Below are 14,351 nucleotides of genomic sequence, written 5' to 3' on the forward strand. Positions count from 1 at the left end.
GCCGGTTGGGATGGGCCCGGCCGGTGGGTGGTGTCCTCAATCGCCGGACGGGCTTGAAGTGCCCGCTGGGCGGGGTGGGATGGGGTTGGCCGGTGGGTGGCTGTCCTCAATCGCCGGACGGGCTTGAAGTGGCTGCCGGACAGGGTTGAGTGGGGCGCGGCCCGGTTGAGACGGGCTCGGCCGGTGGGTGGTGTCCTCAATCGCCGGACGGGCTGAGGTGGGCGTGGAGGCTTGTTCGTCCGGCTACCTCGGTGGGCGCGGGGCCACCTCTACCGCTGCGCAGCGCCAGCGGAGGTCGGGGGTTTGTTCCAGGCGGAAGGCCATCGCGCGGATTTGGTCGCCCGCCGCGATGCTCGCGCATGCCTCGACCACTCCCGGGCGGGGGTGGAAGGCCCGGCAGGTGCGGATCACCGGGGTGGTGTTGCGGGCGCGCAGTGGGGTCGTCGGGGCCAGGTGGACGAGTTGGTCGTACGCCTCGCCGACCGTCTGGCCCAGCATCGAGTGCACCGGGCGCATGCCGCTGAGGACGGCGAGCAGTTGTTCCGCGAAGCGCTCGTGCGGCTTGAGCGAGGGTCGGTGGCGCTGGGGGACCACTCGCCCCGGCCTGCGTGGGTCGCGCCTGGTCGGTGGCCGGGTGGTGGCGACCGTCCGGGCCGCCGCCCTGTCGTACGTCCTGCTGGTCTGTGTACCGCTCACGCAGATCGCCCCCGTTCCGCCGGCCCGGTCCGTATCGCATTACCGGGCGGTAACTTGTGTTGGGGATCTTCTACGGGTGATCTCCGGCCGTCGCAAGAGCCGGATTTCGGGCGGCGCGCATGTCGGATGTCACCTGTCCGAGTGGCGAGGCGGGCCGGACCAGGGCCGGAAGCGTCACTCTGTGTATGTGAGTGGACGTGAAACGGCTCCGCAGTGTCACCCCGACGAGGGACCGGCCGGTCACCCCGGACGTATCCTTGAACCGCTCTTCCGACTACGAAAGCGGTCATCGCATGCGCGTCTACGTCCCTCTGACCCTTCCCGGTCTCGCCGAGGCGCACAAGACGGGCGAGTTGGGCCCCGGGCCGCTGACCGCGTACGCGGTGACCCCTGGACTGCGCGAGTGGTATCTCTCCGACGACATCGAGGAGTTGGAGTACGCGGCCCTCAACCGCGCCGCCGCCGCCTCGCTGCGACAGCTCGCCGGTGATCCGTCCGCCGCGCGGCGCCGGGTCGTGGTCGCCGTCGACGTACCGGACAAGGACGCCGCCGCCGACCCTGACCGCGGGGTGGACTCCGCCGGGCTCGGCGAGGTGCGGATCGCCTCGGCCGTCCCTCTGGCCGAGGCCGCCGCCGTGCACATCGACGCCGACGGCGCCGAGGGCGACGTGTCCGCGGCCGCCGAGGCGCTGGGCGCGGCCGACCACGGTGACGACGACGCGCAGTTCACGGTGGACGGGGCCGATGACCACGAACTGCTCTGGTTCGGGGTGCAGGAGATCCCGGGCATCGTCGCGTAGGGTTCCGCGGCGCGTTGTCAGACCCGGCCGGTAACGTTTCCGGCATGGGGACGCACGACACACATCTGGTCTGGGACTGGAACGGCACACTGCTCGACGACTTCGAGGCGGTCATCGGGGCGACCAACGCCGCCTTCGGGGAGATCGGCCTGGAGTCGATCACGCGGGAGCGCTACCGGGAGCTGTACTGCATGCCGATCCCGGCCTTCTACGAGCGTCTGATGGGCCGCCTGCCCACGGACGCCGAGTGGCTGGTCATGGACGAGACCTTCCACCGGCATTACGTGGAGCGGCGCGCCGGGTGCGGGCTGACCGAGGGGGCCGAGGAGCTGCTGACGGGGTGGGCACTGGCCGGCCGCAGTCAGTCGCTGCTCAGCATGTACGAGCATGAGCAACTGGTGCCCGTGGTGCGGGACTACGGGATTCATCAGCACTTCGTCCGGGTCGACGGGCGTACGGGGCCGTCCGGCGGTACGAAGGCCGTGCACATGGAGCGCCATCTGGCCGCGCTCGCCAAGGAGAGCCGGATAGCCCCCGCGCACACGGTGGTGATCGGTGACACGGCCGACGACGCCCTGGCCGCCGCCCATGTGGGGGCCCGCGCGGTGCTCTACACCGGGGGCTCGCACAGCCGTAAGAGCCTGGAGGCGGCGGGCGTTCCCGTCGTGGACACTCTCGCCGAGGCCGTGGACCTCGCCCAGAGCGTCGCGCGCTGACCAGTAGTCATCAGGCGGTGATCGCCGCTTGTCACTGGCCGGACCGGCAAATTTCGCGCCCTTCTTTTGTACATATGCGGTTCATGACGGGTCCGGGGTGCGGCGGGATAGCCTGGGGCCGTGATCAGTGCGATATGCCGTGGGAGCAGCGAAGCTCCCGGCCCGCTCCCGGAGTGCCACAGCGCCCCGGGGCTCGCTGATCCCCACAATCCGGCGTGGCCGTCAAGTTTGGCCAATAACGTCCCGGAGATCTCTCATCGCGGCATAGCGTCGACATCGACCGGAGACCCCGCGTCGTGGCGTTGTGTCGCTTCTTTCATCGACGTCACGCAACGGCGCGCGACAGGAGCCAGAGGACATGCAGACCAAGCTGGACGAAGCCAAGGCCGAGCTGCTCGCACGGGCGGCCCGGGTCGCTGAGAACAGCCCAGCCGGGGGGGCTGGGGGTCTGGGGGGCACCTCCCGGAACAACCCGGCCGCGAAGGCGACCGACGACGAGGCGTACGACGAGAAGCGTCCGGACAACGAGACACTGCTCGCCTTTCTCCAGAAGTACTACCTGCACACCGCCCCGGACGACCTCGCCGACCGCGATCCGGTCGACATCTACGGTGCGGCGCTCTCCCACTACCGGCTGGCCGAGAACCGTCCGCAGGGCACGGCCAACGTGCGCGTCCACACGCCGTCCGTCGAGGAGAACGGCTGGATGTGCACGCACACCGTCGTGGAGGTCGTCACCGACGACATGCCCTTCCTCGTCGACTCGGTCACCAACGAACTCTCCCGGCAGAACCGCGGCATCCACGCCGTCATCCACCCGCAGATCCTGGTGCGCCGCGACATCACCGGCAAGCTCATCGAGGTCCTTCCCGAGGGCCGGGGCGAGAGCGTCGAGCAGACGCACGACACCCTGATCGAGTCCTGGATCCACGTCGAGATCGACCGCGAGACCGACCGCGCCGATCTCAAGCAGATCACCGCCGACCTGCTGCGCGTGCTGTCCGACGCCCGTGAGGCCGTCGAGGACTGGGGCAAGATGCGCGAGTCCGCGCTGCGCATCGCCGACGAGCTGCCCAGCGAGCCGACCGCCGACGACCTGCGTGACCAGGAGGTCGAAGAGGCGCGTGAGCTGCTGCGCTGGCTCGCCGACAACCACTTCACCTTCCTCGGCTACCGGGAGTACGAGCTGACGGGCGACGACGCCCTGACCGCCGTGCCCGGCACCGGCCTCGGCATCCTGCGCTCCGACCCGCGCCACACCGACGACGAGGCCCACCCGGTGAGCCCGTCGTTCAACCGGCTGCCGGCCGACGCGCGCGCCAAGGCCCGTGAGCACAAGCTGCTCATCCTTACGAAGGCCAACAGCCGCTCCACGGTGCACCGCCCGAGCTATCTCGACTACGTCGGCGTGAAGAAGTTCGACGAAAAGGGCGAGGTCATCGGCGAGCGCCGCTTCCTGGGCCTGTTCTCCTCGGCGGCGTACACCGAGTCCGTACGCCGCGTGCCCGTCGTACGGCGCAAGGTCGCCGAGGTCCTTCAGAGCGCCGGCTTCTCGCCCAACAGCCACGACGGCCGCGACCTGATGCAGATCCTGGAGACGTACCCGCGCGACGAGCTGTTCCAGACGCCCGTCGAACAGCTCCGCTCCATCGTCACCAGCGTCCTGTACCTCCAGGAGCGGCGCCGGCTGCGCCTCTACCTCCGGCAGGACGAGTACGGGCGCTACTACTCCGCCCTCATCTACCTGCCGCGCGACCGCTACACCACCGGCGTCCGGCTGCGCCTGATCGACATCCTTAAAGAGGAGCTGGGCGGCACCAGCGTCGACTTCACCGCCTGGAACACAGAATCGATCCTCTCCAGGCTCCACTTCGTCGTCCGCGTCCCGCAGGGCACCGAGCTGACCGGGCTCACCGACGCGGACGTCGACCGCATCGAGGGACGGCTCGTCGAGGCCGCCCGCTCCTGGGCCGACGGCTTCGGTGAAGCACTCAACGCCGAGCTGGGCGAGGAGCGCGCGGCCGAGCTGCTGCGCCGCTACGGCAACGCGTTCCCCGAGGGCTACAAGGCCGACCACTCGCCGCGCTCCGCCGTCGCCGACCTCGTGCGCGTCGAGGAGCTGAGCCGCGATCAGAAGGACTTCGCGCTCTCCCTCTACGAGCCGGTCGGCGCCGGCCCCGGCGAGCGACGGTTCAAGATCTACCGCACGGGCGAGCAGGTCTCGCTGTCCGCCGTCCTGCCGGTGCTCCAGCAGCTCGGCGTCGAGGTCGTGGACGAGCGGCCGTACGAGCTGCGCTGCCCGGACCGCGCCCACGCCTGGATCTACGACTTCGGGCTGCGCATGCCGCGCGGCGAGAACGGCCAGGCCAAGGACGACCACCTCGCCGAGGACGCCCGTGAGCGCTTCCAGGACGCCTTCGCCGCCGTCTGGACGGGCGAGGCGGAGAACGACGGCTTCAACTCCCTCGTCCTGCGCGCCGGCCTCAACTGGCGTGAGGCGATGGTGCTGCGCGCCTACGCGAAGTATCTGCGCCAGGCCGGGGCGACCTTCAGCCAGGACTACATGGAGGACACCCTCCGTAACAACGTCCACACCACCCGGCTGCTCGTCTCCCTCTTCGAGGCCCGGATGGCGCCCAACCGCCAGCGGGCCGGCACAGAGCTGATCGAAGGGCTCCTGGAGGAGCTGACCGGCGCGCTCGACCAGGTCGCCAGCCTCGACGAGGACCGCATCCTGCGCTCGTTCCTCACCGTCATCAAGGCCACGCTGCGGACCAACTTCTTCCAGAGCGCCGGCGAGGGAACCATCAAGGGGGGCCAGGGCACGGGCAAGGCGACCGAATTGGCGGCGGGCCGCAAGCCCACGGCCGACAAGCACCACAGCTATGTGTCGATGAAGTTCGACCCGCAGGCCATCCCCGATCTGCCCGCGCCCCGCCCGGCGTACGAGATCTGGGTCTACTCGCCACAGGTCGAGGGCGTGCACCTGCGCTTCGGCAAGGTCGCGCGCGGCGGTCTGCGCTGGTCCGACCGGCGCGAGGACTTCCGTACGGAGATCCTGGGCCTGGTCAAGGCACAGATGGTCAAGAACACGGTGATCGTGCCGGTCGGCGCCAAGGGCGGCTTCGTCGCCAAGCAGCTCCCCGATCCGGCCGTGGACCGCGACGCCTGGCTCGCCGAGGGCATCGCCTCCTACAAGACATTCATCTCCGCCCTCCTCGACATCACCGACAACATGGTGGCCGGCGAGGTCGTGCACCCCGCCGACGTGGTGCGGCACGACGAGGACGACACCTATCTCGTCGTCGCCGCCGACAAGGGCACCGCCAGCTTCTCCGACATCGCCAACGAGGTCGCGATCGCCTACGACTTCTGGCTCGGCGACGCCTTCGCCTCCGGCGGCTCCGCCGGTTACGACCACAAGGGCATGGGCATCACCGCGCGCGGCGCCTGGGAGTCCGTCAAGCGGCACTTCCGCGAGCTGGGCCACGACACCCAGAGCGAGGACTTCACCGTCGCCGGTGTCGGCGACATGTCCGGCGACGTCTTCGGCAACGGCATGCTGCTCTCCGAGCACATCCGGCTGGTCGCCGCCTTCGACCACCGGCACATCTTCATCGACCCGAACCCGGACGCGGCCACCTCGTTCGCCGAGCGCCGCCGCCTCTTCGAGCTGCCGCGCAGCTCCTGGGCCGACTACGACAAGTCGCTGCTTTCCCAGGGAGGCGGCATCCACCCCCGTACGGCGAAGTCGATTCCCGTCAACGCGCATGTGCGGGCGGCGCTGGGGATCGAGGCGGGCGTGGCCAAGCTGACGCCGGCGGATCTGATGCGCGCGATCCTCAAGGCGCCGGTCGACCTCATGTGGAACGGCGGCATCGGTACGTACATCAAGTCGTCCGCCGAGTCGAACGCGGACGTGGGCGACAAGGCCAACGACGCCATCCGCATCAACGGCGAGGACCTGCGGGCCAAGGTCGTCGGTGAGGGCGGCAACCTGGGCGCGACGCAGCTCGGCCGGATCGAGTTCGCCCGGCGCGGGGCGGACGGCCAGGGTGGCAAGATCAACACCGACGCCATCGACAACAGCGCGGGCGTGGACACCTCCGACCACGAGGTGAACATCAAGATCCTGCTCAACAGCCTTGTGACAGAAGGCGACATGACCGTCAAGCAGCGCAACAAGCTGCTGGCGGCCATGACCGACGAGATCGGCACGCTCGTGCTGCGCAACAACTACGCGCAGAACGTCGCACTGGCCAACGCGGTCCTCCAGGCGCCCTCCCTGCTCCACGCCCACCAGCGCTTCATGCGCCGCCTGGAGCAGGACGGCAGCCTCGACAGGGCGCTCGAATTCCTGCCGACCGACCGCCAGATCAAGGAACTGCTCAACGGCGGCAAGGGGCTCTCACAGCCCGAACTCGCCGTCCTGCTCGCGTACACCAAGATCACAGTCGCGGACGAGCTGATCTCCACCGAGCTGCCCGACGACCCGTATCTGCGCAAGCTGCTGTACGCGTACTTCCCCGCGCAGCTCCGCGAGAAGTTCGCCGAGCAGATCGAGGGGCACGCGCTGCGCCGCGAGATCATCACGACGGTGCTGGTCAACGACACCGTGAACGCGGGCGGTTCGACCTTCTTGCACCGGCTGCGCGAGGAGACCGGGGCGTCGATCGAGGAGATCGTACGGGCGCAGACGGCCGCCCGGGAGATCTTCGGGCTCGGCGCGGTCTGGGACGCGGTCGAGGCGCTGGACAACAGCGTCGCCGCCGACGTCCAGACCCGGATCCGGCTCCACTCGCGGCGGCTGGTCGAGCGCGGCACCCGCTGGCTGCTGGGCAACCGGCCGCAGCCGGTGGAGATCGCCGGGACGGTCGAGTTCTTCGCCGAAGGCGTGGAGCGGGTGTGGCAGCAACTGCCTCGGCTGCTGCGCGGCGCGGACCTGGAGTGGTACCAGAACATCGTGGACGAGCTCACCGGGGTGGGTGTGCCGGATGTGCTGGCGCTGCGGGTCGCCGGATTCTCGGCGGCGTTCCCGACGCTCGACATCGTGCGGATCGCGGACCGTATGGGCAAGGACCCGCTGGACGTCGCCGAGGTGTACTACGACCTCGGTGACCGGCTGCGGATCACGCAGTTGATGGACCGGATCATCGAGCTGCCGAGGGCCGACCGCTGGCAGTCCATGGCCCGCGCGTCGATCCGCGAGGACCTGTACGCGGCGCATGCCGCGCTGGCGTCGGACGTGCTGTCGGTCGGTGACGGGACGTCGACGCCGGAGGAGCGGTTCAAGGCGTGGGAGCAGAAGAACGCGGCGATTTTGGGGCGGTCGCGGACGACGCTGGAGGAGATTCAGAGTTCGGACTCGTTCGACCTGGCGAATCTGTCGGTGGCGATGCGGACGATGCGGACGTTGTTGCGGACGCACGCGTAGCGGGGGGCCGGGGCGCGGCTTTGTCCTCAAGCGCCGGACGGGCTGGGGTTGTGTCCTCAAGCGCCGGACGGGCTTGGGCTGGGCCGCGGCCCGGTGGGGACGGGTCCGGCCGGTGGGTGGTGTCCTCAATCGCCGGACGGGCTTGAGTGGGCGCGGGTCGATGAGGATGGGTCCGGCCGGTGGGGGGTGTCCTCAAGCGCCGGACGGGCTTGACAGTTTGCCGGGTGGGTTTGAAGTGGCCGGGTGGACGGGGCTTGGGCTGGGCCGCGGTCGGTTGGGATGGGTCCGGCCGGTGGGGGGTGTCCTCAATCGCCGGACGGGCTTGAAAGCTCGCCGGGTGGGCCGGGTTGGGTATCGGGCGGGCTGAAGTGGCCGCCGGGTGGGCTTGAAGTGCTCGCCCGGGGTTGGCTGAAGTGGCCGGTCGGGGGGGGTGGGATAGGTGTCGGGTGGCGGGTGGGCTAGCGTTTGGGGGGTTTCGGGGTGGTGGTGGACTTCTCGTACGCCGCCACCACTTCCGCCGCCGGGCCGTCCATCCGTAGCGTTCCCGACTCCAGCCAGATCGCGCGGTCGCAGGTCTCGGTGATCGTCTTGTTGCTGTGGCTGACCAGGAAGACCGTGCCCGCCTCCCCGCGCAGCTCGGCGATGCGCTCCTTGCTGCGCTTCTGGAACCGCGCGTCCCCCGTGGACAGCGCCTCGTCGATCAGTAGCACGTCATGCGTCTTGGCCGCCGCGATGGAGAAGCGGAGCCGGGCGCCCATGCCCGAGGAGTAGGTGCGCATCGGCAGCGTGATGAAGTCGCCCTTCTCGTTGATCCCGGAGAACTCCACGATGCCGGCGTAACGGCTCTTGACCTGCTCGCGCGTCATGCCCATCGCGAGCCCGCCCAGTATCACGTTGCGCTCGCCCGTCAGATCGCTCATCAGCGCCGCGTTGACGCCGAGCAGCGACGGCTGGCCCTGTGTGTAGACCTTGCCCTCGCTCGGCGGCAGCAGCCCGGCGACCGCCTTCAGGAGAGTCGACTTTCCGGAGCCGTTCGAGCCGATGAGGCCGATCGCCTCGCCCTTGTACGCGACGAAGCTCACCCCCCGTACGGCGTGCACCTCGCGCACTCCGGGGGCCGCCCGGCGCGAGACGATCCGGCTGAGCGCCGTGGTGGCGCTCCCTTTCCCGCCCTTGGTGCCGTGCACCTTGTAGGTGATGTGGACGCCGTCCACGACGACGGTCGGAACACGCTCGGTCTCAGCCACGGCCGTACTTCTCCTCCGCCTGCCAGAAGAACAGGAATCCGCCGGCCCCGACGAGCACCGCCCAGCCGGTGGCGACCAGCCAGACGTGGGGCGGGAGTTGACCGGCGGTGAAACTGTCGATGAGTGCGAAGCGCATCAGGTCGATGTAGACGGCCGCCGGGTTGCATTCGAGGGCCAGCCGGACCAGCTCCGGCACGTTCTGGTTCTTGAAGACCGTGTCCAGGCTCCACATCACACCGGACGCGTACATCCAGGTGCGCAGCAGGAACGGCATCAACTGCGCGATGTCGGGCGTCGCCGCCGTCAGTCTCGCGAAGATCATCGCGAGTCCGGTGCCGAAGACGGTCTGGAGCGCGAGGGCGGGTACGGCCAGCAGCCAGGCGGGATTCGGGTACTGCCCGAAGACGGCCAGGATCACGGTCAGCGCGCCCAGGGAGAACAGCAGTTGTTGCAACTGCTGGAGGGCGAAGGCGAGCGGCAGCGAGGCGCGCGGGAAGTGCAGGGCGCGGACGAGGCCGATGTTGCCGGAGATCGCGCGGGTGCCCGCGGTGACGGTGCCGGCGGTGAAGGTCCAGATGAAGACGCCGGTGACCAGGAACGGTACGTAGTCCGGCACCCCGTGCTTGGTGTTGAGCAGGACACCGAAGATGAAGTAGTAGACGGTCGCGTTGAGCAGCGGCGTCATGATCTGCCAGAGCTGGCCGAGCTTCGCCTTGCTGTACTGCGAGGTCAGCCGGGCCGTGGCGAACGCGGTGACGAAGTGGCGGCGGGAGTGCAGCTCGCGCAGATACGTGGGGAGCGGGGGCCGGGCCCCGCTCTCGGTCAGACCGTGCCGGCCGGCGAGCGCGCGCAGGTCCAGGGCCTGCGGGGCCGGGGCCGGTGGGGCGGGGGCCCGGACACGGGTGGGGGATGCGGTCGGCTGGCTCACGAGGGTCGCTTTCGACGAGGGACATCGAGCGGAGGCGGCGGCGAACGATGGAACGGGGCCGTTTCGTCGTAACGCAGAGGTTAGAACGGAATCACGTCGCAACGCAACCGTTTCGTCGTGACGTGCGTGACGCTATGCTCGTCGCCATGCCCACGGATCCCCGCCTCTCACGCCGCGCCCCAGCGGGAGCCGCAGTGCTCCGTGAGGACGTGACCGACGCCATCCGCTCCGCCGTCTTCGAGGAGCTGGCCGCCGTCGGTTTCGCCCGGATGTCGATCGAGGGAATCGCCCGCCGGGCGGGCGTCGGCAAGACCGCCGTCTACCGGCGCTGGAAATCCAAACTGGCGCTGGTCCTCGACCTGGTCTCGGCCGTCGCGGCGCAGGGGCTGCCCGTACCGGAGACCGGTTCGCTGTACGGAGACGTACGCGCCCTGCTGGAAGTGGCGTCCCACGCCCTGCGGCACCCGCTGGCCTCGCGGGTCATCCCCGATCTGCTGGTGGAGGCCGCGCGGCACCCGGAGATCTCCGAGGCGATCAAGTCGGCGCTGCTGGACGGGCGCCAGGGCATCGCGGCGGTTGTCGTACGCGAGGCGGTCGCCCGTGGCGAGCTGCCCGAGGGCACGGACCCCGACCGGGCGCTGGATCTGATCGCGGGGCCGCTGTACTGGCGGCTGGTCGTCGTACGGGGGGATTTGCCTGCGGGGTATCTGGACGATCTTGCGGAGTCGGCGGTCGCTGCGATGAAGGGTGGGCGGGCGGGCTGAGTGGCCGGGTGCGCTGCCCTCAATCGCCGGGCGGGCTGAGTTGTGTCCTCAAGCGCCGGACGGGCTGAAGTTGCCCTCAATCGCCGGGCGGGCTTGAAACGCCGCCGGATGGGCTGGGGTGGGGTGTCCTCAAGCGCCGGGCGGGCTTGAATGCTCGCCGGTACGGAGGGGGCTCGTAGCCGCCGAACGGGTGACATGGGGGGTGTCTCCGTAGCCCTGGTGGGTGAACCTTCGTTGCCCGTTGGGGAGGGCCAGGGCAGGGCCCTCCGCGAAGACGAGTCGAAGGACGGGCCCCATGAGTGTCGCTTCCACACCGGATCCCGGGCGGCGCCCAGGAGGGCGTGGCCGGGGACGGGTCGTCATGCTCGTCGACAACGCCGTCAACGGCGACTCCCGCGTCCAGAAGGCCGCCCGTTCCATGGCCGACGCCGGCTGGGACGTCGTGCTGCTCGGTCAGTCCCCGGACCGTGACCGCCACCGCTGGACCATCGGCGGTGCCGAAGTCCGGCTGGTCCCCGTCGTGATGACCCTCGCCAAACGCCGAAGGGACTACCGCAGAGTCGTACTGCCCCGCCTCTTCGCCTACCGGCGCGGTGGCATCGCGCAGCACCGCAGACAGTGGGTCAAGGCGTGGCGCGCCGATCTGCTGGCGCGCAGGTCCGCCGAGGGCCGGCGGTTCCTGATCCGGCGTACGGCGGCGCGCATGCTGGCCCGCTGGGTCGGTTTCCGGCACCGCCAACTCGCCCTGGTGGAGGGCAGACGCAATCCCGACTCGGTGCCGGAGCGGCTCCGTACGGCCATGTGGCGCGCCCTGCTCGGCGACCGCTGCTGGCGCAGGCTCGAACCGTACCTGTGGGACTACGAGTTCGCCTTCGGCCCCGTGGTCGACGCGCTGGAGCCCGATCTCATCCACGCCAACGACTTCCGGATGATCGGCGTCGGCGCCCGCGCCGTCCACCGCGCGCGGGGCAGGGGCCGGAGCGTGAAGCTGGTCTGGGACGCGCACGAGTATCTGCCGGGCATCAAGCCCCGTGCCGGGTACCGCCGTTGGATGCCCGCGCATGTCGCGCACGAGCGGGAATACGGACGTTACGCGGACGCCGTCGTCACCGTCTCCCAGACGCTGGCCGAGCTGCTGCACAAGGAGCACCGGCTGCCCCGCCCGCCCGCCGTCGTGCTCAACGCCCCCGGCGGCGGCCCGCCCGCCGAGCACGCCGGTGAACCGGTCCCGGATCTGCGGAAGTTGTGCGGGATCGGCGCCGATACGCCCCTGCTCGTCTACAGCGGCGCCCTCGCCCCGCAACGCGGACTCACCACGCTCATCGAGGCGTTGCCCCAACTGCCCGGCGCGCACGCGGCGCTCGTCGTGCCCGCGCCCGACGGGTGGGTCGTACGCCGGGTGCTCGACCACGCGGCCGACCTCGGCGTCGCCGACCGCGTCCACCCGCTGCCGTACGTACCGCACTGGCAGATCGTGCCCTTCCTGGCCCCCGCCGACATCGGCGTCATCCCGATCCACCACTGGCCGAATCATGAACTCGCCCTGATCACCAAGTTCATGGAGTACGCGCACGCCAAGCTGCCTATCGTCGTCAGCGACGTGCGCACGATGGCGGCGCAGGTGCGGGAGACCGGGCAGGGTGAGGTGTTCCGTGCCGAGGACACGGCGGACTTCGTACGGGCCGTGCGCGCCGTGCTCGACGATCCGGCCGCCTACCGCCAGGCGTACGAACGCCCCGGCCTGCTGGCGGAGTGGACCTGGGAGGCGCAGGCCGACATCCTCGACGGCGTCTACGGGAGCCTGTTGGCCGCCCCGGCGGAGGCGACCGCCGTCGCGGCGATCCCACAGCCGGAGGAGACGGAGCCCGGCGATCCGGCGGGGGCCACCGCGACCTGACCGCGACGCGTGACTACGCGACCACGTGACCGTGACTACGCGACCACGTGACCATACGGCCGTACGGGCGTTGATGTCCTCGAACGTCGGGGGAGCGCCGCACCCAACGAGCCGGATTGGAACGTGAGTCACCGTGCACAGGTCCGCGTACGAACAGATGGAACTCTGCGTCAAGGAGTACATGCCCGCGTCCGGCCGCCAACGGGTGGTCGACCTGGGCTCACGCGTCTCGCCCAAGCAGTCCCTCACCCACCGCGCTCTGCTCGACGGGCGCGATGTCGACTACATCGGCGTCGATGTCCTCGACGGTCCCAACGTCGACATCGTGATGCGCAGGCCGTACCGCATTCCGGTGCGGTCCCGGAGCGCCGACTTCGTGATCTCGGGCCAGGCGTTCGAGCACATCCCGTTCTTCTGGGCGTCGATGATGGAGATCGCCCGCGTGCTGCGGCCCGGCGGTCTGGCGTTCGTCACCGCGCCCTCGCGCGGCCATGTGCACGACGCGCAGGACTGCTGGCGGTACTACCCCGACGGATTCAGGGCCATGGCCGCGTTCACCGGGCTCGAACTGGCCGAGGCGTACACGGACTTCCCGCCGATCAAGGGCATCCGGTTCGACTACGCCGCCATCGACGGCAAGCGCGCCTACTGGGGCGATTCGGTGGGCGTGTTCCGCAGGCCGCGTCGGCCGAGGAGGCGGCTGTGGGAGTACGCGGTACGGGAACTGACGGTCCGCTACGCCAACCGCGTCGGCGGCGTCGACGGCATCCCGCTGCCCGAGCCGGTCGCGGGGCGCGACGTGTGCGGGCGGGGGGCGCGGGCCGTACCCGCCGTACCCGCTCCGGCCTCGGAGGCACAGCCCGGAGCCGTACGGCCCGTAGCGGCCGAGATGCACACGAAAGAGGCATAAATGCAGGTGAGTTGACGAAAGATGACATCGGCTGAGTTCTCCGCGTACCGTCCGTCCGCATGGCATGGCGAAGCGCAGTGAACGGCGCACTCGAAAAGCTCACCGGATATCAGCTCAGGCGGATCCCGGTCCCCGCCCCGCGCTCGTCGGCGGCAGCGTCGACATCGTCGGCAGCGTCGACGCAGGCAGCGGCACAGGCGAAGGCGCCCCTGCAAGCGCCGGTGCCCCCCGCCGTACCAGCCCCAGCGCCCAAGCCGAAAGCGAAGCCGAAGCCGGCGGCACTCCCCGCCGACTACGACGACGAGGCGAAGGCGATCATCCGAGCGGTCAAGCCGTTCACGATGACCTCCCCGGAGCGGCTGAACGCCTTCATCCTCGCCACCCGCCATGTCGTACGCCACAACATCCCCGGTGACATCGTGGAGTGCGGAGTCTGGCGCGGCGGCTCGATGCAGGCCTGTGCCAAGACGCTGCTCGCGCTCGGCGAGACCGACCGCGGACTGCATCTCTTCGACACCTTCGAGGGCATGCCGCCGCCCACCGCCGAGGACCTGCGGCGCGACGGCAAGTCCGCCGAGGACCTGCTCGCGGCACAGGGCAAGGACCGGCCGATCTGGGCCGTCGCCTCGCTCGAGGACGTACAGGCGGGCTTCGAGAGCGTGCCGTACCCCGGCGAGCGGGTGCACTACGTGCAGGGCATGGTCGAGGACACCGTGCCGCAGCAGGCGCCCGAGCAGATCTCCATCCTGCGCCTGGACACCGACTGGTACGCCTCCACCAAGCATGAACTGGAGTTTCTCTACCCCCGGTTGGTGAGCGGCGGTGTGCTGCTCATCGACGACTACGGCTACTGGCAGGGCTCGCGCCAGGCCGTGGACGAGTTCCTGGAGAAGACGGGCGAACGGCTGCTCTTGCTGCGCATGGACGAGGGCCGGATCGCGGTCAAGCCCTGAGTCCTC

At 69.9% G+C, this 14,351-nt stretch carries 10 protein-coding genes; 7 read left to right on the forward strand and 3 right to left on the reverse strand.

The window, feature by feature from the left end:
• Positions 1–243 precede the first annotated feature (243 nt).
• Positions 244–696, reverse strand: a complete 453-nt coding sequence (locus OG329_RS27180) for an Rv3235 family protein (RefSeq protein WP_405798848.1) — start codon at positions 694–696, stop codon at positions 244–246.
• A 293-nt stretch (positions 697–989) separates the two neighbouring features.
• On the opposite strand from OG329_RS27180, the gene OG329_RS27185 reads away from it, so the two are divergent.
• From OG329_RS27185 to OG329_RS27195, 3 genes are all read left to right on the forward strand, one after another.
• Positions 990–1,496, forward strand: coding sequence for a DUF6912 family protein (locus tag OG329_RS27185; protein ID WP_405798850.1), 507 nt, complete (start codon positions 990–992; stop codon positions 1,494–1,496).
• Positions 1,497–1,540: 44 nt separating this feature from the next.
• Positions 1,541–2,212 carry an HAD family hydrolase gene (locus OG329_RS27190; RefSeq protein ID WP_405798852.1) on the forward strand — a complete coding sequence of 224 codons (672 nt, stop codon included), beginning with the start codon at positions 1,541–1,543 and terminating at the stop codon, positions 2,210–2,212.
• Between the two features lie 358 nt (positions 2,213–2,570).
• Entirely contained in the window at positions 2,571–7,646 is a 5,076-nt protein-coding gene (locus OG329_RS27195) for an NAD-glutamate dehydrogenase (protein ID WP_405798853.1), read from the forward strand.
• Between the two features lie 458 nt (positions 7,647–8,104).
• Here the strand turns inward: OG329_RS27195 and OG329_RS27200 are convergent, their stop codons facing one another.
• Positions 8,105–8,893 (reverse strand): ABC transporter ATP-binding protein, encoded by a 789-nt coding sequence (locus tag OG329_RS27200; RefSeq protein WP_405798854.1) that lies wholly within the window; start codon positions 8,891–8,893, stop codon positions 8,105–8,107.
• A complete protein-coding gene (locus OG329_RS27205) occupies positions 8,886–9,821 on the reverse strand; it encodes an ABC transporter permease (protein ID WP_405798856.1) in 936 nt (311 codons plus the stop codon). The genes OG329_RS27200 and OG329_RS27205 overlap by 8 nt, the downstream gene beginning before the upstream one ends.
• Positions 9,822–9,955: 134 nt before the next feature.
• Here OG329_RS27205 and OG329_RS27210 point away from each other — a divergent pair, with 134 nt between their 5' ends.
• The 4 genes from OG329_RS27210 (at position 9,956) to OG329_RS27225 (ending at position 14,345) form a co-directional block, all read left to right on the forward strand.
• Positions 9,956–10,585, forward strand: a complete 630-nt coding sequence (locus tag OG329_RS27210) for a TetR/AcrR family transcriptional regulator (protein WP_405802038.1) — start codon at positions 9,956–9,958, stop codon at positions 10,583–10,585.
• 361 nt (positions 10,586–10,946) lie between these two features.
• The gene (locus OG329_RS27215; RefSeq protein ID WP_405798858.1) at positions 10,947–12,482 is read left to right on the forward strand and encodes a glycosyltransferase family 4 protein; all 1,536 of its coding nucleotides are present in this window, start codon (positions 10,947–10,949) and stop codon (positions 12,480–12,482) included.
• A 133-nt stretch (positions 12,483–12,615) separates the two neighbouring features.
• Positions 12,616–13,392, forward strand: a complete 777-nt coding sequence (locus OG329_RS27220) for a methyltransferase domain-containing protein (protein WP_405798859.1) — start codon at positions 12,616–12,618, stop codon at positions 13,390–13,392.
• 59 nt (positions 13,393–13,451) lie between these two features.
• Positions 13,452–14,345: a TylF/MycF/NovP-related O-methyltransferase gene (locus OG329_RS27225; protein ID WP_405798861.1), complete on the forward strand. Its 894-nt coding sequence runs from the start codon at positions 13,452–13,454 to the stop codon at positions 14,343–14,345.
• The last annotated feature ends 6 nt before the right edge of the window (positions 14,346–14,351 follow it).

This window comes from Streptomyces sp. NBC_01506 (assembly GCF_045040295.1).
Taxonomy (GTDB): Bacteria; Actinomycetota; Actinomycetes; order Streptomycetales; family Streptomycetaceae; genus Streptomyces.